The sequence below is a fragment of the Streptomyces dangxiongensis genome (assembly GCF_003675325.1).
GTDB lineage: Bacteria > Actinomycetota > Actinomycetes > Streptomycetales > Streptomycetaceae > Streptomyces > Streptomyces dangxiongensis.
Window position 1 is genome coordinate 5,006,979 of record NZ_CP033073.1, and the last position, 21,124, is coordinate 5,028,102.

17 protein-coding genes are annotated in these 21,124 nt (G+C 71.7%); 5 read left to right on the plus strand and 12 right to left on the minus strand.

Going from position 1 to position 21,124, the window contains the following annotated elements:
• Positions 1–247: 247 nt before the first annotated feature.
• The 10 genes from D9753_RS22550 to D9753_RS22595 all read right to left on the minus strand — a co-directional run bounded on the left by D9753_RS22550 (position 248) and on the right by D9753_RS22595 (position 13,214).
• Positions 248–2,017 (minus strand): IucA/IucC family protein, encoded by a 1,770-nt coding sequence (locus tag D9753_RS22550; protein ID WP_121788634.1) that lies wholly within the window; start codon positions 2,015–2,017, stop codon positions 248–250.
• On the minus strand, positions 2,014–2,538 hold the full coding sequence (locus D9753_RS22555) for a GNAT family N-acetyltransferase (RefSeq protein ID WP_121788635.1): 525 nt from the start codon (positions 2,536–2,538) through the stop codon (positions 2,014–2,016). The genes D9753_RS22550 and D9753_RS22555 overlap by 4 nt, the downstream gene beginning before the upstream one ends.
• Positions 2,535–3,818: a lysine N(6)-hydroxylase/L-ornithine N(5)-oxygenase family protein gene (locus tag D9753_RS22560; protein ID WP_121788636.1), complete on the minus strand. Its 1,284-nt coding sequence runs from the start codon at positions 3,816–3,818 to the stop codon at positions 2,535–2,537. The genes D9753_RS22555 and D9753_RS22560 overlap by 4 nt, the downstream gene beginning before the upstream one ends.
• A complete protein-coding gene (gene desA, locus D9753_RS22565; RefSeq protein ID WP_121788637.1) occupies positions 3,802–5,244 on the minus strand; it encodes a lysine decarboxylase DesA in 1,443 nt (480 codons plus the stop codon). The genes D9753_RS22560 and desA overlap by 17 nt, the downstream gene beginning before the upstream one ends.
• Positions 5,245–5,355: 111 nt before the next feature.
• Positions 5,356–6,222: a siderophore-interacting protein gene (locus D9753_RS22570; protein ID WP_121788638.1), complete on the minus strand. Its 867-nt coding sequence runs from the start codon at positions 6,220–6,222 to the stop codon at positions 5,356–5,358.
• A 112-nt stretch (positions 6,223–6,334) separates the two neighbouring features.
• Positions 6,335–7,381, minus strand: a complete 1,047-nt coding sequence (locus D9753_RS22575; protein WP_121788639.1) for an ABC transporter substrate-binding protein — start codon at positions 7,379–7,381, stop codon at positions 6,335–6,337.
• A 157-nt stretch (positions 7,382–7,538) separates the two neighbouring features.
• Positions 7,539–8,699 carry an acyl-CoA dehydrogenase family protein gene (locus tag D9753_RS22580; RefSeq protein WP_121791233.1) on the minus strand — a complete coding sequence of 387 codons (1,161 nt, stop codon included), beginning with the start codon at positions 8,697–8,699 and terminating at the stop codon, positions 7,539–7,541.
• 5 nt (positions 8,700–8,704) lie between these two features.
• A complete protein-coding gene (locus tag D9753_RS22585; protein WP_394346812.1) occupies positions 8,705–9,628 on the minus strand; it encodes a hydroxymethylglutaryl-CoA lyase in 924 nt (307 codons plus the stop codon).
• Positions 9,629–9,645: 17 nt separating this feature from the next.
• On the minus strand, positions 9,646–11,586 hold the full coding sequence (locus D9753_RS22590; protein WP_121788641.1) for an acetyl-CoA carboxylase biotin carboxylase subunit: 1,941 nt from the start codon (positions 11,584–11,586) through the stop codon (positions 9,646–9,648).
• Between the two features lie 11 nt (positions 11,587–11,597).
• Positions 11,598–13,214: a carboxyl transferase domain-containing protein gene (locus D9753_RS22595; protein WP_121788642.1), complete on the minus strand. Its 1,617-nt coding sequence runs from the start codon at positions 13,212–13,214 to the stop codon at positions 11,598–11,600.
• 98 nt (positions 13,215–13,312) lie between these two features.
• Here D9753_RS22595 and D9753_RS22600 point away from each other — a divergent pair, with 98 nt between their 5' ends.
• The 4 genes from D9753_RS22600 (at position 13,313) to D9753_RS22615 (ending at position 16,904) form a co-directional block, all read left to right on the plus strand.
• Complete coding sequence (locus tag D9753_RS22600) at positions 13,313–13,909, plus strand: SACE_7040 family transcriptional regulator (protein WP_121788643.1); 597 nt, start codon at positions 13,313–13,315, stop codon at positions 13,907–13,909.
• 291 nt (positions 13,910–14,200) lie between these two features.
• A complete protein-coding gene (locus D9753_RS22605; RefSeq protein WP_121788644.1) occupies positions 14,201–15,358 on the plus strand; it encodes an acyl-CoA dehydrogenase family protein in 1,158 nt (385 codons plus the stop codon).
• Between the two features lie 36 nt (positions 15,359–15,394).
• On the plus strand, positions 15,395–16,279 hold the full coding sequence (locus D9753_RS22610) for an acyl-CoA thioesterase (RefSeq protein ID WP_121788645.1): 885 nt from the start codon (positions 15,395–15,397) through the stop codon (positions 16,277–16,279).
• A 355-nt stretch (positions 16,280–16,634) separates the two neighbouring features.
• On the plus strand, positions 16,635–16,904 hold the full coding sequence (locus tag D9753_RS22615) for a hypothetical protein (RefSeq protein ID WP_121788646.1): 270 nt from the start codon (positions 16,635–16,637) through the stop codon (positions 16,902–16,904).
• Positions 16,905–16,981: 77 nt separating this feature from the next.
• On the opposite strand, the gene D9753_RS22620 is transcribed toward D9753_RS22615, so the two are convergent.
• Both D9753_RS22620 and D9753_RS22625 read right to left on the minus strand, forming a co-directional pair.
• Positions 16,982–17,773: a phosphatase gene (locus tag D9753_RS22620; RefSeq protein WP_121788647.1), complete on the minus strand. Its 792-nt coding sequence runs from the start codon at positions 17,771–17,773 to the stop codon at positions 16,982–16,984.
• A 78-nt stretch (positions 17,774–17,851) separates the two neighbouring features.
• A complete protein-coding gene (locus D9753_RS22625) occupies positions 17,852–19,417 on the minus strand; it encodes a PucR family transcriptional regulator (RefSeq protein ID WP_205614234.1) in 1,566 nt (521 codons plus the stop codon).
• A gap of 194 nt (positions 19,418–19,611) precedes the next feature.
• Here D9753_RS22625 and D9753_RS22630 point away from each other — a divergent pair, with 194 nt between their 5' ends.
• Entirely contained in the window at positions 19,612–21,072 is a 1,461-nt protein-coding gene (locus D9753_RS22630; RefSeq protein WP_121788649.1) for a sodium:solute symporter, read from the plus strand.
• Positions 21,073–21,124: the final 52 nt, after the last annotated feature.

Here is a 21,124-nt window from a genome sequence, read left to right on the forward strand (position 1 = left end):
CAGCTCGTGATCAGAATGTCCCCGGGTGATCTCGACTTTTTGATCTCGATCCCCGGCACCGCTCGATCGTGAATGATCGTAGATCGAGTGGCTGGATACCGCAATTGACACTCTGGTGAACGACCCGGTACCCCGCAAAAATCCCCGGCGGCACGGCAGAATTCCGGTCACATATTGTTGTCCGAAAAGGAAGTTGACGGGCACCCCCGAGGACCGTATTCGGGGGTGCCCGTCCGCCGGCCGGCCCTCAGCAGCCCGCGAGGGGGTTCTTCAGGCTGCCGGCGAGCTGGAGCGCCCCGGACGGATCGGCGAGGTCCACCATCTGCCGGTTGTCCCGGAGCTGGAGCCGGTTGAGACAGGACAGCGGGAACTCGGGCGCGAACATGTCGTACTGGCCGAACTTGTCCGCCAGCCCGGGGTTCGCCTCCTGGTACTCGCGGGTCACCTCGGCGACCGTCCGCCAGAAGCCGTCCTCCGCGAGCACGCCCTCGTCGGCCAGCAGGGCGGCGAGGAAGCGGAAGAAGCAGTCGAAGACGTCGGTGAAGATCGACAGCAGCTTCTTCTCGTCCGGCACCTCGACCCGGATCCGCCGCACCTCGCGCGGCAGGGCCGCGTCCGGGTCCATGACGGCGATCTCCTCGGCGATGTCCTTGTAGACCGCGCGCTGTACGGCACCGTCCTTCAGCACCAGGATCGTGTTCTCGCCGTGCGGCATGAACACCAGGTCGTAGGCGTAGAAGCTGTGCAGCAGCGGGGTGTAGTAGGCCCGCAGGTACTGCCGCAGCCACGTGGTGGGTCCGAGGCCGGAGCGCTCGATCAGCGCGCCCGCGAAGGAGGCGCCCCGGTGGTCCACGTGCAGCAGGGAGGCCATGGTCGCGAGGGACTCGCCGTCCCGCAGCGAGGACACCGGGCTCTCCCGCCACAGCGCGGCCAGCATCTTGCGGTACGGCGAGTAGCGGTCGGTGGCCTGCTCGTACTCCAGGTGCCGGTAGCCGACGGCCGCCCGCTCCCGGATGATCGTCAGGCCCGTCGACCTCAGCACCGGGTCGTCCTCGATCAGCTTGGCCAGCCAGTCGTTGATGGCAGGGGTCGCCTCCATGTAGGCGGCCGACAGGCCCCGCATGAAGCCCATGTTGAGCACCGACAGGGCGGTCTTCACATAGTGCTTGCGCGGGTCGCTGGTGTTGAAGAACGTCCGGATCGACTGCTGCGCCAGGTACTCGTCGTCGCCCTCGCCGAGACACACCAGGTGGCCCCGGGCCACCTCGGCGGCGAACGTGACGCTGAGCTTGTTCCACCACTGCCAGGGGTGGACCGGGATGAACAGGTAGTCGGCGGGGTCGAGGCCCCGGCCGGTGAGGACGGCCCGGAAGCGGCGCACCGCCGGTTCGCCCAGCTCCTCGCGCAGGAAGGACTCGTACGCGATCCCGGAGCCCGCCGTGAACGCGGCTCGCGAGCGGTGCGCGGCCAGCCACACCAGCCGGACCGGGTTCGCCGTCTCGGGGGCGTACGCCAGGTACTCGTGGCTGCCGAACCCGAGCCGTCCGTTGTTCGCGACGAAGCAGGGGTGGCCCTCGGTCATCCCGGTCTCGATGGCCTGGAATCCGCCGCGGGCCAGCTCGGCGGAGGTCACCCGCGGCTTGGCGAGTTTGTAGCAGGTGCTGGAGAGGGTGGAGGAGATCTCCTCCAGATAGACCGGCAGGATCTCGTCACTCAGGCCCAGGGACTCCCGGAACTCCAGGAAGAAGTCGAGCGCGGCCAGGGGCAGCCGTTCCCCGTCGCGGTGCCGGGTGACGGAGCCGGCGTCGATCTGCCAGTGGTCCAGGGCCCGCCGCAGGGCGGAGAACCGGTAGGTGGTGAGCCCGTCGTCGCTGCGGACGGTGTACGTCTCGCCGTCCGGCTCGGGCGTGAGCAGCCGCTCGTGCGCGAACTCGGCGAGTGCCTTGCGGACCAGCAGCCGGTTGGCGGTCTCCCAGCGCTCGGGGGACAGGTGGGCCACGGCGTCGGAGGGGGTCACGCGGCCACCGCCCGCTCGAAGCGCTCGCGGGTGCAGAAGCTCAGCAGGGCCTTCTTCTCCGGCTTCTGGATCTCCCGCTCGGGCACGAACCCGACGGCCTCGTTCAGGGCGTGCACCGCCGTGTTGCGGACGTCCGGCTCGACGACGACGCGTGCCACGGCCGGGTCCTCGAAGAGGTGGGCCAGCACGGCGGTGATGACGGACCGGGTGAAGCCGTGCACGGGCGTGCCGGTCGCCGGCACGAGGAAGTGCATGCCGACGTCCCCGGGCCGCGGCTCGTACAGCCCGGCCAGTTCCCGGTGCGCGGGGTCGTACCACTCCATGAGGAAGGCGGGAGTGCCGTCGCGCAGCCCGAGCAGCGCGTGGTGGTGCTCGTCCGCCGCGATCTCCGCGTAGGCGCGCTCGACGTCCGCCTCGCTCGCGTCCTGCATCATCCAGAACACCGCCTTCGGGTGGGTGACCCAGGAGTGCAGCAGCTCCGCGTCCTTCGGGGGGTCGACGGGACGGAAGGTGAAGGTCATACGGCGAACTCCTGGAAGGCGATGGTCTTCTCGACCGGGTAGTACTCCGTGCCGAGCAGTTCACGGATGATGTACGCGTTCCGGTACGCGCCCATCCCCAGGTCGGGGCTGGTGATGCTGTGCGCGTGGACGCCGGCGTTCTGGAGGAAGACGCCCCGGCCGGTGTGGTCGATGGTGTAGTTGCGGGCGATGTCGAAGTTGCCCCGGGTGTCGTAGCGCAGCCGGTCGCGGACGGGCCGCAGGAACTCCGGTTCGGCGTAGCGGTAGCCGGTGGCCAGGATCAGGCCCTCGCTGGTCAGCTCGTAGTCCTTCTCCTGCTCCTCCTGGCGCAGCCCCAGGACGTACGTGCCGTTCTCGTGACGGGCGGTGGTGAGCGCGGAGTTGGTGAGCAGCCGGGTGGGGACCGGGCCGCCGAGGCTCTTGCGGTAGAGCAGGTCGAAGATCTCGTCGACCAGGTCGCCGTCGATGCCCTTGAACAGGCCCTTGTGCGCGTCGGTGAGGCGGTACCGGGTCGCCTCGGGGAGGGCGTGGAAGTAGTCGACGTACTCCGGGCCGGTCATCTCCAGCGTGAGCTTGGTGTACTCGAGCGGGAAGAAGCGGGGGGAGCGGGTGACCCAGTTCAGGTGGTAGCCGTGGACGTCGATCTCGCCGAGCAGGTCCTGGTAGATCTCGGCCGCCGACTGGCCGCTGCCGACCAGCGTGATCGACTTCTTGCGCTGGAGCTCCGCCTTGTGGTGCAGGTAGCGGGAGTTGTGGATGAAGTCGCCGCCCAGGTCCCGGCAGGCGTCGGGGATGTGGGGCGGGGTGCCGGTGCCGAGGACCAGGTGCCGGGCGCGGTAGGTGTCGCCGGCCCCGGTGCGCACGACGTACGTCTCGTCCTCGTCCTCGTACGTCACCTCGGTGACCGTGGCGCCGAAGCGGACGCTGCTCAGCCGGTGCGCGGCCCAGCGGCAGTAGTCGTCGTACTCGACGCGCAGCGGGTAGAAGTTCTCGCGGATGTAGAACGAGTACAGTCTGCCCTTCTCCTTCAGGTAGTTGAGGAAGGAGTACGGCGACGTCGGGTCGGCCAGGGTGACCAGGTCCGACATGAACGGGGTCTGGAGGTGGGCGCCGTCCAGGAACATGCCGGCGTGCCATTCGAAGTCGGGCTTGGACTCCAGGAACACGCCGTCCAGCTCGGCGATCGGTTCGGTGAGGCAGGCGAGGCCGAGGTTGAAGGGACCGAGCCCGATCCCCACGAAGTCGTGGGTGGTGCGGTGGGCTTCAGGACGCGCGGTCAAGAGACTCTCCCAGGTACTGCTCGGCGTGGCCGGCGATCAAGTCGAGGACGGCGGTGATGTCGGCCGTCGTGGTCTCGGGGTTGAGCAGGGTGAACTTCAGGTAGTGGCGGCCGGCCACCTTGGTGCCCGCGACCACGGCGTCGCCGGAGGCGAACAGGGCCTTGCGGGCATACAGATTGGCCCGGTCGGTCGCGGCGGGGTCGGTGACGGCCGCGGGGACGTAGCGGAAGACGAGGGTGGACAGGGTGGGCTCGACGACGACGTCGTAGCGCGGGTCGGCGGCGAGCAGCCGGTAGCCCTCCCGCGCCAGGTCGCAGACCTCGTCGAAGAGCTGTCCGATGCCGTCGGCGCCCATCGTGCGCAGGGTGAGCCACAGTTTCAGGGCGTCGAAGCGGCGGGTGGTCTGGAGGGACTTGTCGACCTGGTTGGGGATACGTTCCTGCGCCATGCGGCGCGGGTTGAGGTACTCCGCGTGGTAGGTGGCGTGCCGCAGGGTGGCCGCGTCCCGCACCAGCAGCGCCGACGAACTCACCGGCTGGAAGAAGGACTTGTGGAAGTCGATGGTGATCGAGTCGGCGCGCTCGATGCCGGCGATCCGGTCCCGGTACCTGAGCGAGGCGAGCAGCCCGCAGCCGTAGGCGGCGTCGACGTGCATCCAGACGCCGTACTGGGCGCACAGCCCGGCGATCTCCGGCAGCGGGTCGATGGAGCCGAAGTCGGTGGTGCCGGCGGTGGCGACGACGGCCATGGGGACCAGGCCGTCCTTCGTGCAGCGCTCCAGCTCGTGGGCGAGGGCCACCGTCTGCATGCGCTTGTCGTGGTCGACGGGGATCGTGACGACGGCGTCCTGCCCCAGGCCGAGGAGTTTCGCGGACTTCCGGACGCTGAAGTGGCTCGCCTCGGAGGCGAAGACGCGCAGCTTCCCCGGGCTGTCGGTCTTGGCCTCCTCCCGCGCCAGCAGCAGTGCCTGGAGGTTGGACTGGGTGCCGCCGGAGGTGAACACGCCGTCGGCGGACGGGCCGAGGCCGGCGCGGGCGGCCGTCCAGTCGACGAGCCTGCGCTCGATGAGGGTGGCGCCCGCCGACTGGTCCCAGGTGTCCAGGGAGGAGTTGACCGCGCAGAGCACGGCCTCGCCGAGCACCGCCGGGATGACGACGGGGCAGTTGAGGTGGGCGAGGTAGCGAGGGTGGTGGAAATAGACCGCGTCCCGGAGGTAGACGTCCTCCAGCTCGTCCAGGACGGCGGAGGTGTCGCCCAGCGGCCGGTCGAGGTCGATCGCGTCGATGCGGGGCGCGAGCGCGTCCACGGTGACGCCGGTGAACGGACGTTCGGTGGTGGCGAGTTTGGCCGCCACCCGCTCGACTCCTTCGGTCACGGAGCGGCGGTAGTGCTCCGCGGTGAGGCCATTGAGCAGGTGGGAGCGCATGCGGGGGTCCTCCGAGGGGACGGTCCGTCGAGATCAACTTAGGTTAGCCTAACCTAAAATCCCTGGGCCGAGGTATGCCTCACCGATGGCCGGCGTCGCGGCCACGCCAGGTCATGCGGCGGCGCGGAGTTGCTCCTCCGTCATCCCCCGCCGCCAGTACCCGACGAACGTCACGCGCCGCCGGTCCACCCCGCATTCGGTGACGAAGTGCCGCCGCAGCGCCCTCACCTGAGCGGACTCGCCCGCGATCCACACGTACGGCCGCTCGGCGCCGGTGAGTCCGGCGGCCCGTACGGCGTCGACGGCCGTGGAGGCGGGCGCACCCGTGGCGTCGCGCCGCACCAGCCAGGTGATCTCCGCGTCGGCCTCCGTGCGCACGTCCTGGACGTCCCCGGCGTGCGGCACCTCCAGCCAGCCCCGCACGCGGGTGCCGGCGGGCAGGGATTCGAGGATCGCGGTCGCCGCGGGGACGGCGGTCTCGTCGCCGCACAGCACCACGAGACCGGTGTCCACGGGTGGACGGAAGCGGATCGCGCGGTTGTCCGCCAGGGCCGGCCCGAGCAGCAGCACGCGGTCCCCGGCGGCGGCCCGGGCGGCCCACCGGGAGGCCGGCCCGGCGGGGGAGGCGGCGCCCGGTGCGACCCCGTGCAGCGCGAAGTCGATGTCGATCTCGGCCGTCTGCCCGACGGCGTCCCGCCGCAGGGCCCGCAGTGTGTACGAGCGCATCACCGCCCGTATGTCGTCCGGGAGTTCACGCCAGCCCTGCCACCAGTTGTCGCCCAGTTCGAGCGGGACGACCGGCTCGGCCTGCCCCGGGTGCGGCAGGAACAGCGACAGGGACTGGTCCCGGCCGTGGGAGTGGAGGGCGTGCAGATCCGGGCCGGCGAAGGTCACCCGGACCAGGGACGGACCGAGCCGCCTCGTCCGTACGACCTGGAGGGAGAAGAAACGGAACGGGGCGGCCACGGCCGTTGTCATGGGGGCTCCTGAGGGATGCGGGGAGTCGGCGTGCCGGAGGAGCGCCGGGAACCGCGCGACGAGCCACGACGAGCCCGCGGTCACCGGCAGTGGACCGGCCCTTCGGCGGTCCCTAGCCGACCTTCCTGGCCTTCTCCAGCGCCTCGGCGAGGCCGGTCAGCAGCGGAACGCACTTGTCGTAGGAGAGGATCGGCTCCGGGGAGCGGGAGATGACCTGGCCGGCCTTCACCGCGGGGAGCTTCTTCCAGGTGGCCTTGCTGATGTCGGCCGGCTGGATGGCCGAGGAACGGTCGTCCATCATGATGATGTCGGCCTGGTACTTGTCGACGTTCTCCCAGCTCAGCGACTCGTACCAGCCGCCGCCCTTGGCCTTGGCGCTCGCCGGCGGCTCCACGAGGTTCACTCCGAGGGACTTGAAGTACTCCAGGTCGATGGAGAGGTCGGTGCCGGAGACGTAGAAGAGCTGGTCGCTCGCGCTGGCGGCCATCACCTTGATGCCGGGCTTGGCCTTGGCGGCGGCGCGCAGCCGGGCGGCGGCGTCCTCGAACCGCTTCTTCGCCGCGGTGACCTCGGCGGCCTTCAGGTCCGCGCCCAGCGACCCGGCCAGCTCCCACATCCGCTGGAGCGGCTCGGTGAGCGGGCGGTCGTAGACGGAGATGCCGACGCTGGGCGCCAGCCGGGAGATCTTCTTCTTCGACTCGTCGGGGACGTACCACAGGGTGCCGGCGTCGTCGAACATCGTGCTGATGAGCACGTCCGGTGCCAGGGACGCGTACTTCTCGATGCTGAACTGGCCCCAGGTGTTGCCGAGGACGGTCACCTTGCTGACGTCCATGTCGCCGGCCTGGACGTCGGGCTTGCCGCCGCTGGTCGTCGTCGGGCCGAAGACGCCCTTCACCCGGACGCCGTAGTCGTACAGCGCGGCGGCGACACCGGTGAACGCGACGATGTTCGCCGGGACCTTGTCCAGCTTCACGGTCGTGCCCCGGTCGTCCTTGAACGACCAGGGACCGGACCCGCCGCCCGCCGCCCCCTTGCCGGAGCCGGTGTCCTTCCCCTTGTCGTCCCCGCAGGCGGCGAGCGCGGCACCGAGTCCGAGGGCGCCGCCCGCGGCGAGCAGGCCGCGGCGAGTGGGGTGGGTGGCACAGGCACGGGGCATGGGTATGACTGCTTTCGAACGGGGCGAAACGCCCGCCGGACAAGTTCGAAGGTAGGTTAGCCTAACCTCAGATGTTGTCCAGAGAGCGGTCGCTCCGCACCCCGGCCGGTCCACGGCCCGCGGACCGGCCGGAGTTGACCTCCGTGGTACGCCTGCCTCAGCTCACCAGGCCCAGCTCGCGGGCGATCAGCATGCGCTGGACCTCGCTCGTGCCCTCGCCGATCTCCAGGATCTTGGAGTCGCGCCACATGCGGGCCACCGGGTACTCGTTCATGAAGCCGTAGCCGCCGTGGATCTGGGTGGCGTCGCGGGCGTTGTCGACGGCGACCGTGGAGGAGTGCAGCTTGGCCAGGGCCGCCTCCTTCTTGAAGGGTTCGCCGGCCACGAGCCGCGAGGCCGCGTCCCGCCAGGCCAGACGGGCGGTGTACGCCTTCATCTCCATGTCAGCGATCTTGAACTGGATCGCCTGGTTGGCACCGATCGGCCGGCCGAAGGCGTGCCGTTCCCTGGCGTACTTCACCGACTCGTCCACACAGCCCTGCGCCAGCCCGGTCGCGAGCGCCGCGATCGCGATGCGGCCCTCGTCCAGGATGCGCAGGAACTGGGCGTAGCCGCGGCCCTCCTCGCCGAGCAGGTTGGCGGCCGGGACCCGGACGTCCTGGAAGGACAGCTCGCGGGTGTCGGAGGCGTTCCAGCCGACCTTCGAGTACGGCGCGGCCACCGTGAAACCGGGCGTGCCGGAGGGGACGATGATCGCCGAGATCCTGGGCCGTCCGTCCGGCTTGCGGCCGGTGACCGCGGTGACCGTCACCAGGCCCGTGATGTCCGTGCCCGAGTTGGTGATGAAGCACTTCGTGCCGTTGATCACCCACTCGTCCGTGTCCGGGTCCAGGCGGGCCGTCGTACGGGTCGCCCCGGCGTCGCTGCCCCCGTCCGGCTCCGTCAGGCCGAACGCGCCCAGGATCTCGCCCGCGCACAGCCGGGGCAGCCACTCGCGCTTCTGCTCCTCGGTGCCGTACAGGTGCAGCGGCATGGCGCCCAGCGACACCCCCGCCTCCAGGGTGATGGCCACCGACGAGTCGACACGGGCCAGTTCCTCCAGGGCGATGCCGAGCGCGAGATAGTCGCCGCCCATGCCGCCGTACTCCTCGGGGAAGGGCAGCCCGAACAGACCCATGCGGCCCATCTCGCGGACGATCTCGTAGGGGAACTCGTGCCGTTCGTAGAAGTCGCCGATCTTCGGCGCCACCACGTCGTGCGCGAACTCCTCCACCGTGCGCCGGAGTTCCTCCAGCTCGGGGCTGAGGCGGTGGTCCATGCTGATCACTGGTCCTTGTGGGAGAGAGCGCGGACGGTACGGGACGGGCTGGGCCGGCCCAGTTGTTCGGCCATCCACACGCTGGTGGCGGTCAGACGGCCGAGGTCGACACCGGTCTCGATGCCGAGCCCGTGCAGCATCCAGACGAGGTCCTCGGTGGCGAGGTTGCCGGTGGCGGACCTGGCGTACGGGCAGCCGCCGAGACCGCCCGCGGAGGCGTCGACCGTGGTGACGCCGTGGCGCAGGGCGGCCAGGGTGTTGGCGAGCGCCTGGCCGTACGTGTCGTGGAAGTGCACACCGAGCGCGGGGGTCGGCACGCCCCGCTCGTTCAGCAGGGCGAGGAGGGCCTGCACATGGCCCGGGGTGGCGACCCCGATGGTGTCACCGAGGCTCAGCTCGTCACAGCCCATGTCGCGCAGGGCCGTGCAGACCCGGGCCACCTGGTGCGGCGGCACCGCGCCCTCCCAGGGGTCGCCGAAGCACATGGACACGTAACCGCGCACGTGCGCGCCGGCGTCCTTCGCCTCGCGCACCACCGGCTCGAACACGGCCAGCGACTCGTCCACGGTGCGGTTGAGGTTGGCCTTCGCGAAGGACTCGGTGGCGCTGGCGAACACCGCGACCCGGCGGGCGCCGAGGGCCAGCGCGCGGTCCAGGCCGCGCCGGTTGGGGACCAGGACGGGCAGGTCCACCCCGGCCAGGTCGCTCACCAGCGGGTACAGCTCCTCGGCGTCCGCGAGCTGGGGGACCCACTTCGGGTGCACGAAGCTCGTCGCCTCGACGGTCGTCAGGCCCGCGCCGGCCAGCCGGCGGACGAACTCCGCCTTCACCGCGGTCGGTACGGCCGTCTTCTCGTTCTGGAGGCCGTCGCGCGCGCCGACCTCGTGGATCCGCACCCGGGCGGGCAGGTCCGGGGCCGGTACGACCATGGGCAGCGCGCCGGCGGTCACCGCGCCACCTCCGCTTCCTCGTCGTGGGGGGCGATGACGGCCAGCACCTGGTCCATGGCGACCGTCGAGCCCGGGGACACGTCCAGCTCGGCGACCGTGCCGGCGTGCGGGGCGGAGATGACGTGCTCCATCTTCATCGCCTCGACCACCAGCAGGCTCTGACCGGCGGTCACCTCGTCGCCGACGGCCACCTTGACCACGGTGACCGTGCCGGGCATGGGCGCGGTCAGCGAGTCGGCGCCCGCGTGCGCGGCCCGGTCGAGGGAGGCGGCCACCGGGTCGTGGTCGCGCACGTGCCAGGCGTCGCCGTCCCGGCCGATCCACTCACCGGCCCGGCGGAAGGTGTGCCGGACGCCGTCCAGGGTGACCGTCACCCGGTCGCCGGTCACGGTGTGGGCGCCGCGCGGGCTGTACGTCACCGGTTCGGCCACCCGCAGCGGGAACGCGGGCGGTTTCGGGGTGCCGCCGAGCCGCCAGCCGCTGGGCACGGAGAACGGGTCCACCCAGCCCTGTGCGCGCGGCCGGAGCGCCTCCAGACGGACGGCCGCCGCCGCCTCGTACACCTCCTGCGGCACGTCCGTGGGGACCAGCTCGTCCACGGCCCGCTCCACCAGTCCGGTGTCCAGCTCACCGGCCACGACCGCCGGATGGCCCAGCAGCCGGCGCAGGAACCCCGCGTTGGTCTGCACCCCCAGCGTGACCGTGTCCGCCAGGGCCGCGCGGAGCCTGCGCAGCGCCGTCTCGCGGTCGGGGCCGTAGGCGATCACCTTGGACAGCATCGGGTCGTACAGGCTGCCGACCTCGGTGCCCTCGCTGAGCCCGGAGTCGGTGCGGACACCGTCGCCGCCGGGCTCGTCCAGGAGCAGCACCGTGCCGCCGGAGGGGAGGAAGCCGCGCGCGGGGTCCTCCGCGCAGATGCGGGCCTCCACCGCGTGCCCGGTCAGCCGCACGTCGTCCTGCGCGAAGCCCAGCCGCTCCCCGGCCGCCACCCGTAGCTGCCACTCCACGAGGTCCAGCCCGGTGACGAGTTCGGTGACCGGGTGCTCCACCTGGAGGCGGGTGTTCATCTCCATGAAGTAGTACGAGTCCGGGTCCCCGCCGGGGACGATGAACTCCACCGTGCCCGCGCCCCGGTACCCGCACGAGCGGGCCGCCTGCACGGCCGCCTCGCCCATCGCGGACCGGGTCCGCTCGTCGAGGAGCACGCTGGGCGCCTCCTCGATGATCTTCTGGTGCCGCCGCTGGAGGGAGCACTCGCGCTCGCCGAGGTGGACCACACTGCCGTGGCCGTCGGCCAGCACCTGGATCTCGATGTGCCGGGGCCGGTCGACCCACCGCTCCACCAGCAGCGTGTCGTCGCCGAAGGAGGCGCGGGCCTCGCGGCGGGCGGCGGCGATCTCCTCGGCCAGCGCGCCCACGTCCCGCACCAGGCGCATGCCCTTGCCGCCGCCGCCGGCCGACGGCTTGAGCAGCACCGGCGTACCGATCTCGCGGGCGGCGGCGGCCAGTTCGGCATCGGACAGCCCGCTGCCGCTCGACCCCGGCACCACCGGCACCCCGGCGGCCCGCACCGTCTCCTTGGCGCGGATCTTGTCGCCCATGAGCGCGATCGCGTCGGCCGGCGGGCCGATGAAGACCAGGCCCGCCTCCTCGCACGCCCGCGCGAAGCCCGCGTTCTCCGCCAGGAAGCCGTATCCCGGGTGGACGGCCTGGGCGCCGGTGCGGGCGGCGGCCTCCAGGAGCCGCTCCACCGACAGATAGCTCTCGGCGGCCGGCGCCGGACCGATCCGTACCGCCGTGTCGGCCTCCCGCACATGCCGCGCGTCGGCGTCCGCGTCGGAGAAGACCGCCACCGAGCGCACGCCCAGCGAGCGCAGCGTACGGATCACGCGTACGGCGATCTCGCCCCGGTTGGCGACCAGCACTGTGTCGAACACGGTTCCCCTCCTCACATCCGGAAGACGCCGAACTGGGGATCTCCCAGAGGCGCGTTGGCGCAGGCCGTCAGGGCGAGTCCGAGGACCTGACGGGTGTCCAGCGGGTCGATCACGCCGTCGTCCCAGAGCCGGGCGGTGGCGTAGTAGGCGTTGCCCTGGTGCTCGTACTGCGCGCGGATCGGCGCCTTGAAGGACTCTTCCTCCTCGGCGGGCCAGTCCTCCCCGCGGGCCTCGAACTGGTCGCGCTTGACGGTGGCGAGGACGCTGGCGGCCTGTTCGCCGCCCATGACGGAGATCTTGGCGTTGGGCCACATCCACAGGAAGCGGGGGGAGTAGGCCCGGCCGCACATCGAGTAGTTGCCCGCGCCGTACGAGCCGCCGACGACGACGGTCAGCTTCGGCACGCGCGTGCAGGCCACCGCCGTGACCATCTTGGCGCCGTGCTTGGCGATGCCGCCCGCCTCGTAGTCCCTGCCGACCATGAAGCCGGAGATGTTCTGGAGGAACACCAGCGGGATGCCGCGCTGGTCGCACAGCTCGATGAAGTGGGCGCCCTTCTGGGCGGACTCGGAGAACAGGATGCCGTTGTTGGCGACGATCCCGACCGGGTGGCCGTGGATCCGGGCGAAGCCGGTGACCAGGGTCTGCCCGTACTCGCTCTTGAACTCCGCGAACCGGGAGCCGTCGACCACGCGCGCGATGATCTCGCGGACGTCGTAGGGGGTGCGGGAGTCGACCGGGACGGTGCCGTAGAGGCCGTACGGGTCCGCCTTCGGCTCGACCGGGGCCGCGACCTCCCAGGGCGGGGACTGCCGGGCGGGCAGGGTGGCGACGATGTTCCGGACGATCCTGAGGGCGTGCGCGTCGTCCTCGGCGAGGTGGTCGGTGACCCCGGAGGTCCGGGAGTGGACCTCGCCGCCGCCCAGCTCCTCGGCCGTCACGACCTCGCCGGTGGCCGCCTTCACCAGCGGCGGGCCGCCCAGGAAGATCGTGCCCTGGTTGCGGACGATGACCGCCTCGTCGCTCATCGCCGGGACGTACGCGCCGCCGGCGGTGCAGGAGCCGAGGACGGCCGCGATCTGCGGGATCCCGGCGCCGGACATGCGCGCCTGGTTGTAGAAGATCCGCCCGAAGTGGTCCCGGTCCGGGAAGACCTCGTCCTGCATCGGCAGGAAGGCGCCGCCGGAGTCGACCAGGTAGACGCACGGCAGCCGGTTGTCGAGGGCCACCTCCTGGGCGCGCAGGTGCTTCTTCACCGTCATCGGGTAGTACGTGCCGCCCTTGACGGTGGCGTCGTTGGCGACGATCACGCACGCGCGTCCGGCGACCCGGCCGATACCGGCGATCACGCCGGCCGCCGGGGCCTGCCCGTCGTACATCCCGTCGGCCGCCAGCGGGGCCAGCTCCAGGAAGGGCGAGCCCGGGTCGAGCAGGGTGTCCACCCGGTCCCTGGGCAGCAGCTTGCCGCGCGCGGTGTGCCGCGCCCGTGCCTTCTCGCCGCCGCCGAGCGCCGCCGCGGCCAGCTTGGCGCGCAGCTCCTCCACCAGCGCCCGATGGCCCTCCTCGTTGGCCCGCCAGGCCTCCGACGCGGGATCGGCCGCGCTCCGAAGCTCCGGTGCCTCCTGCATCCTGCGGTTCCCCTCACCCGGTGGTCGAACCTGTTAATGAGCGTTAACCATTTCCTTCAGGTTAACGACCGCTAACCGCGCTGTCTAGAATTGACGGCATGGTCACCAGAACCGACGCCTCGACCCGCCGCGAGCAGATCCTCAAGGAGGCCGCCCGGCTCTTCGCCGAGCGCGGCTTCCACGGCGTCGGTGTCGACGAGATAGGCGCCGCGGTCGGCATCAGCGGTCCCGGTCTCTACCGGCACTTCCCGGGCAAGGACGCGATGCTCGCCGAGCTGCTCGTCGGCATCAGCGGCCAGCTACTGACCGGCGCCAGGCGGCGGCTGGCGGAGGCCGACGGGGTGCCCGCGAGCCGGGTCCTGGACTCGCTCGTCGAGGGCCACATCGATTTCGCGCTGGACGACCGGCCCCTGATCACCCTGCACGACCGCGAGCTGGACCGGCTGCGCGACAGCGACCGCAAGCTGGTGCGCCAGCTCCAGCGGCAGTACGTGGAGCTGTGGGTGGAGGTGGTGCGCGAGGCGCACCCGGGGCTGACCGAGCCGTCCGCCCGCTCGGCCGTCCACTCGGTCTTCGGCCTGCTCAACTCCACCCCGCACCTGGGCCGCGCCGGCACGCTGCCCGGCCGGGGCGCGACGGCGGCCCTGCTGCACCGGATGGCGCGGGGCGCGTTCGCGGCGGCGGGCGAGGAGTGACGGGGCGGGACCGCTTCCCGGCCCCGGTGGCGTACGAGGTCCCGGCGGGAGCCGGGTGCGTGATCGTTCCCCTCGCGGCAGCACGCCGAAGCGGCGCGCCGGTCGGCCGGCGCCGCCTCGCGTGACGAGCATTACGGCCGAACCCCTGGACGAGCTTTCCTACCGGCCGGTACGGTTGAGTGAGCAAGCGCTTAGCCATCGGGTCGTCACCCAGCCGGGGGAAGCCCGATTGCGAGCAGCCAGGTACGCGAGAGCGGCGCCGGACCAGGCGCGAAGAAGGGCGGTGGCGGCGTGCGCCGTACGGTGTTCAACGAGGACCACGAGGCGTTCCGGGAGACTCTTCGTTCCTTCATCGAGGCCGAGGTCGTCCCGGTGTACGACGAGTGGTTCGCCGCCGGCCAGGCGCCGCGCGACTTCTACTACAAGCTCGGCGAGCTGGGCATCTTCGGCATCAGCGTGCCCGAGGAGTTCGGCGGCGCGGGCCTGGACACCCACAAGTTCGAGGCCGTCATGTACGAGGAGACGGCGCGCGCGGGCGTCCAGTTCGGCGGCTCCGGCGTGCACGTCCTGCTCGCACTGCCGTACATCAAGATGCTCGCCACCGACGAGCAGAAGAAGCGCTACCTCCCGAAGTTCGCCACCGGCGAGGAGATGTGGGCCATCGCGATGACGGAGCCGGGCACCGGTTCCGACCTCGCGGGCATGAAGACCAGCGCCAAGCTCTCCGAGGACGGCACGCACTACGTCCTCAACGGCGCCAAGACCTTCATCACCGGCGGCGTGCACGCCGACAAGGTGATCGTCTGCGCCCGCACGGCCGCGCCGAGCGCCGAGGACCGCCGCCACGGCATCTCCCTGTTCGCCGTGGACACCAAGTCCGAGGGCTACTCCGTCGGCCGCAAGCTCGACAAGCTCGGCCTGAAGACCTCCGACACGGCCGAGCTGGCCTTCGTCGACGTCAAGGTCCCCGTCGAGGACCTCCTCGGCGAGGAGAACAAGGGCTTCTACTACCTCGGCCACAACCTGGCCTCCGAGCGCTGGGGCATCGCCTTCGGCGCCTACGCGCAGGCCAAGGCCGCCGTCCGGTTCGCCAAGCAGTACGTGCAGGAGCGCACCGTCTTCGGCAAGCCGGTCGCCCACTTCCAGAACACCAAGTTCGAGCTGGCCGCCTGCCAGGCCGAGGTGGACGCCGCCGAGGCCGTCGCCGACCGCGCCACGGAGGCCCTGGACGCCGGTGAGCTGACCCCCGCCGAGGCCGCCTCCGCCAAGCTGTTCTGCACCGAGGTCGCCCACCGCGTGATCGACCGCTGCCTCCAGTTGCACGGCGGCTACGGCTACATGAACGAGTACCCGATCGCCCGCCTGTACGCGGACAACCGGGTCAACCGCATCTACGGCGGCACGAGCGAGATCATGAAGACGATCATCGCCAAGGACATGGGGCTGTAGGGTCCCGGCGACCGCCGTCCGGTACAACCGACACCCATGAGCCAGGCACTCCAGGAACTCCTCGATCTGCTCGACCTCGAGCAGATCGAGGAGAACATCTTCCGCGGCCGGTCCCGCTCCGCCGTCGTCCCCCGGGTCTTCGGCGGGCAGGTCGCGGCCCAGGCGCTGGTCGCCGCCGGGCGGACGGTCCCCGCCGACCGGCCCGCCCACTCCCTGCACGCGTACTTCCTGCGCCCCGGCGACCCCGGCGCGCCGATCGTCTACACCGTGGACCGCATCCGCGACGGCCGGTCCTTCACCACCCGCCGGGTGGTCGCCGTCCAGCATGGCAAGCCGATCTTCCACCTCTCGGCGTCCTTCCAGGTGCACGAGGAGGGTCTGGAGCACCAGGCGGCCATGCCGCCCGCGCCCGACCCGGCGACCCTGCCCACCTCCCAGGAGCGGCTGCGCGGCTACGACCACCTCGCGCCCGAGGTGGTGGAACGCTTCCTGGAGGCCCGCGAGGCGATCGACCTGAGATACGTGGACGAGCCGCCGTACGGCAGGTTCGGCGAGCCGCGCGACCCGCACTCGCAGGTGTGGTTCCGCACCAACGGCAAGCTCGGCGGCGCCGTCGGCGCTCTGGACGAGTCCCTGTTGCACGTCGTCCTCGCCACCTATGTCTCCGACATGACCCTGCTCGACTCCGTGCTGCTCGCGCACGGCCGCGGCGGCTGGGCCGTCGGTGACGTCGTCGGGGCGTCCCTCGACCACGCGATGTGGTTCCACCGGCCCTTCCGCGCCGACGAGTGGCTGCTGTACGACCAGGAGTCGCCCTCCGCCCACGGTGGCCGTGGCCTCGGCCAGGCCCGCATCTACACCCAGGACGGGCGGCTCGCCGTCACGGTCATCCAGGAGGGCGTCGTCCGCGTCCCGCGCTGAGTCCGCGTCCCGCGCTGACCGTCCCCCTGCCGGCCATACACGGCGTGGCGCGGCAGGCGCCGTCCGAGATGACGTGTGACGGATGCGGTACTAGGCTCTTCGAGTGAAAGCCGCAGCGAACGGCATGCTCGGCCGGCGAGGTGCGGGAACGTTCCGCAGCTCAGCCGCAGCACCCGAAGGCGTCACGACGTACGGGTGGGCTGCAGGCGTCGGCGCGAGCGTCGTGTTCATCGACGCAGCGGTGACATCCGAAGACCGCACCGCCACTTCCCCTTCGTCATGGCGGCGCCGGCCATCCACCTCGTACGTTCCCGCAGGGAGCCGCGAGAGACGATGGGAACGGAAGGTATCTCCTATGCGATCACAACGCACGAGGCGTCTCGTCGCGACGTCAGCGGCCGGGCTGCTGCTGGCCGGCGGAGCCGCAATCGCCGGGGCCGGCACCGCGTCGGCGTCGTCCTGGGACCACCACGACAATGGCAGCTACAGCCGTCACGACGACGGATACAACAGGCACCACAACAACTGGTGGAACAACGACGACGACCACGGCGGTCGCAACCATGGCAACGGTTATGGTGACCACGACAACGGCCGTCACCACAACAACGACGACTGTGACTGACTGACCCGTCCGACCAGCACGGCGTGCGGCTCCGGTTCACCGACCGGGCCGCACGCCGCGGCGCTTCCCACCCCACGTCAGGCCCGGAGTCCCGCCTCAGCCAGCAGATACGCCGTCATCGGGTCGTAGTGGCGGGGGCTGACCACGTGGTCGTCCAGCGGTACGGCGACCTGGAGCGTCCCCTCGGACTCGGCGAGGAACAGCGCCGGGTCGTTGCTGTCGGCGTACCCGACCGAGTCCAGGCCGTGCTGCGCCGCGTACCCCGCCCAGCCGTGGTCGGCGACCACCAGGTCCGGCAGCGGGCGCCCCTCGCGCTCCAGTCCCGTGAGGACGGCCCGCATCGGCTCCCCGGAGTGCGTGTGCCACAGCGTCGCCCCGTGCTCCAGCACGGCCACGTCGGCGAACTGCATGACGTACCCCTCGTCCGTCCGCAGCCCGTCCGGGATGACGACGATCTCGCAGCCGGCGGCGCGCAGCGCGGCGGCCGTGGCCCGGTGCACGTCCAGCAGGCCACCGGGGTGCCCGGTCGCGAACAGCACCCGCTGGCGCCCCTCCGCCGCCTTGCGCAGCCGCGCCGCCATCCGTTCCAGCGCGTCCACGGTCAGCTCGGGGTCGATGGTGTCCTGCCCGTACCGGTACTCAGGGTCGTCGTTGACCCCCACCCGCTCGGCCATCACCGCGAGCACGTCCTGCTCGTCCGTCCAGCGGTCACCCAGCTCCAGACCGAACCAGAAGTTGCGGACACCGTTGGCGAGCTGACGGTAGTGGGAGAGGTTGTTCTCGCGGGGCGTGGCGACGTCCCCCGCGATACGGGTCCTCACCAGGTGGTCGACGAGCTGGGCGCGGCTGGGTGTCCCGGGTATCGGCATGGCTCCCATTGTGGGGCAGCGCGTCCCGGGCGTCCTCGGCATATCGCCCGCTGGGACGGGCGTCACCCGTCCCGTCCGTCAGTCCTGCCGCAGCGCGAACCACAGCTCCATGCGCACGTCCGGGTCGTCCAGGTCGGCCGGCAGCAGGGCCGCGCAGCGGGCGATCCGCTGCCGCACGGTGTTGCGGTGCACGTCCAGCGCCACCGCCGTACGGTCCCAACTGCCGTGCAGCGACAGCCAGGTGCGCAGGGTCTCGGCGAGCGCCGGCTGCCCGGCGAGCGGTGCGAGCAGCGTCCGGGCGTGCGCCCGCGCTTCCGCCCGGGGCACCAGGTCGGCCAGGGCCGGCCGGGCGCCGTGCCGGAGCAGACGGGCGCGGGTGGCGCGGGCGCGGGCCAGGGCCCGGGCCGCCTGGGTGTCGCCGGCCGGCCAGTCGCGCGGTGCCACGGCGGCACTGACCCCGAGAGTCCAGCCGGGCTGCGGTTCCGGGTCCCGCCCGGCCGGCACCAGTACGCGTACGACGTTCCGGCCGACGTCGACCAGCGGTGACCCCAGGGCCGCGCCGAGGGCGGAGGCGGAGACGGCGTCATGCGGACCACCCCGGTCCGAGCCGACGCGGTCCGGGCCGAGCCGGGAGCCGGGCGGAGCCTGCCGGTCCGGCCGCGCGTGCACGACGAGCCACTCACCGGCGCCCAGCAGGGGCGCCACCTCCTCGGGCGGGGCGCCCAGCAGCAGCCGTACCAGCGCGGAGGACCGGGCGGTGCCGGTGCCGCTGCGGTGTTCACCGGTCAGCAGGGACAGCAGGACGGCGGCCACGGAGGCGATGGTGTGGTCACCGGGTTCCCGGCGGGGCGTGGCCACACCGAGCACGAACCCCTCACCGGCACCGAGGGCGTAGACGGCGAGGTGGGTGGAGCCGAGGGTGTCGGTGGCGGAGGCGGGCAAGGGCCCACCGGTCGTTCGTCCGGTTGTCGGTCCGGTCGTTCGTCCGGTCGTCGGTCTGACCACCCCGGTCAGCTCCGCCAGTGCCTCCCGCACGCCCCGCGCCGGCTCGTGGCCCGCCGCCGCGATCGCGGTGCCGTCGGGGCCGTGCAGGACCGCGTGTCCGCCGAGCCGCTGGGCCAGCCGGCGCAGGACCGACGGCACCGGGTCCGGGCGGGAGGCCGCGGCGGCGAGGCTCTGCTGGGCCTCCGTGACGCGGCGCAGCTCGGCCAGCCGGGCCTGCGCCATCAGCTCCCACACCGCGCGGGCGACGCCGGAGAAGGTGGTCTGCGGCGGGACCTCCAGCAGCGGCAGGCCGTGGCGGTCGCAGGCGGTGGCCAGGGCGCGGGGCACCGTGTCGTGCACCGGTGCCAGGCCGAAGCCGAGCGCCGCGCCGCCCGCGGCCACGATCCGGGAGACGTAGTCGTCGAAGTACGTCCCCCGTTCCGCCGCCCGGGGGATGTGTACCCCGGCCGTCAGCAGCAGCTCGCCGCCGAGCAGGTACGGGTACGGGTCGGCCATCTCGGAGGTGTGCGCCCAGTGGACGACGGTGCCCGGGTCCGCGGGGCCCGCGATCTGCCGCAGGCCGAGGTCCTCCCGGGCCAGCAGGGCCGCGAGCGGTACGGGCGGGGTCGGCGGGACCGCCGGGGTGATCGTCTCCGGCATGGTGTGCGTTTCCTCCAGCCCGCCCCGTTCGGATGGATGAAACGTACTCTTCGCAGTCGCTTTCCGGCCACCTAGTGTCGACGGGGAACGGCAGCCGCGGGTACGGGCGGATGTCCCCGCGATCCGCTGCCGTCACACCCCACCCCCACGCCCCCGCACGACACGCCACCGGAGTCAGCGAAGGAGCACCGCCCATGGCCGTCGACTACACAGTGATCGTCGTCTATCTCGCCGGCATGCTGGGCATGGGCTGGTGGGGCATGCGCCGGGCGAGGTCCAGGAGCGACTTCCTGGTCGCCGGCCGCCGCCTCGGGCCGGTCATGTACTCCGGCACCATGGCGGCGATCGTCCTCGGCGGCGCCTCCACCATCGGCGGCGTGGGTCTCGGCTACCGCTACGGCCTGTCCGGCGCCTGGATGGTCCTCACCATCGGCCTGGGCCTGCTCGCCCTGTCGGTCTTCTTCTCCGCCCGCATCGCCCGCCTGAAGGTCTACACGGTCTCCGAGATGCTCGACCTGCGCTACGGCGGCCGGGCGGGGGTCATCTCGGGCGTGGTCATGTGGGCGTACACCCTCATGCTGGCGGTGACGTCCACCATCGCCTACGCCACGATCTTCGACGTCCTGTTCGACATGAACCGTACGGTCGCGATCGTCCTGGGCGGCTCCGTCGTCGTCGCCTACTCCACCCTCGGCGGCATGTGGTCCATCACGCTCACCGACATGGTCCAGTTCGTCGTCAAGACGGTCGGCGTGCTGCTCCTGCTCCTGCCGGTCGCCGTCGTCAGGGCGGGCGGCTTCTCGCAGATGAAGGCCCAGCTACCGGCCTCGTACTTCGACCCGCTGGGCATCGGCGGCGAGACCGTCTTCACCTACGTCCTGATCTACACGTTCGGCATGCTGATCGGCCAGGACATCTGGCAGCGCGTGTTCACCGCCCGCAGCGACAGGACCGCGAGGTGGGGCGGCACGGTGGCCGGAACGTACTGTCTGGCCTACGCCCTCGCCGGCGCGGTGATCGGCACGGCCGCCAAGGTGCTCTACCCCGACCTGGGCAGCCCCGACGACGCCTTCGCCACCATCGTCAAGGACGAACTCCCCGTCGGGGTGCGCGGACTGGTGCTGGCCGCCGCGCTCGCCGCGGTGATGTCGACGTCCTCCGGCGCCCTGATCGCCTGCGCCACGGTCGCCGACCACGACATCTGGTCCCGCCTGCGCGGTGCCGTACGACGGGACGGCGACTGCCACGACGAGGTCGCGGGCAACCGCGCCTTCATCCTCGTCATGGGCGTGGCCGTGATCGGCACCGCGATCGCCCTGGACAACGTGGTCGAGGCCCTCACCGTGGCCTACGACCTGCTCGTCGGCGGTCTGCTCGTGCCCATCCTCGGCGGCCTGCTCTGGAAGCGGGGCACGGCCCGGGGCGCGCTGGCCTCGGTCGTCGTCGGCGGCCTCGCCGTCATCGGGCTCATGGCCGGCTACGGCATCCTCGCCGGCGAGCCCGTCTACTACGGCCTGCCGGCCTCCCTCGTGGCCTACGTCGCCGTGTCCCTGGCGACGGAGCCCACCGACGAGGCGGTCCTCGCCGCCTGGCGCGAACGCCTCGCCGGACGGTCCCCCGAACTCGTGTCCGAACCGGCCCCGGCTCACCAGTAGAGTCGTAGGGAAAGCAGTACATGCGCGACGAAGCGCAGGAAAGAAGGCATAC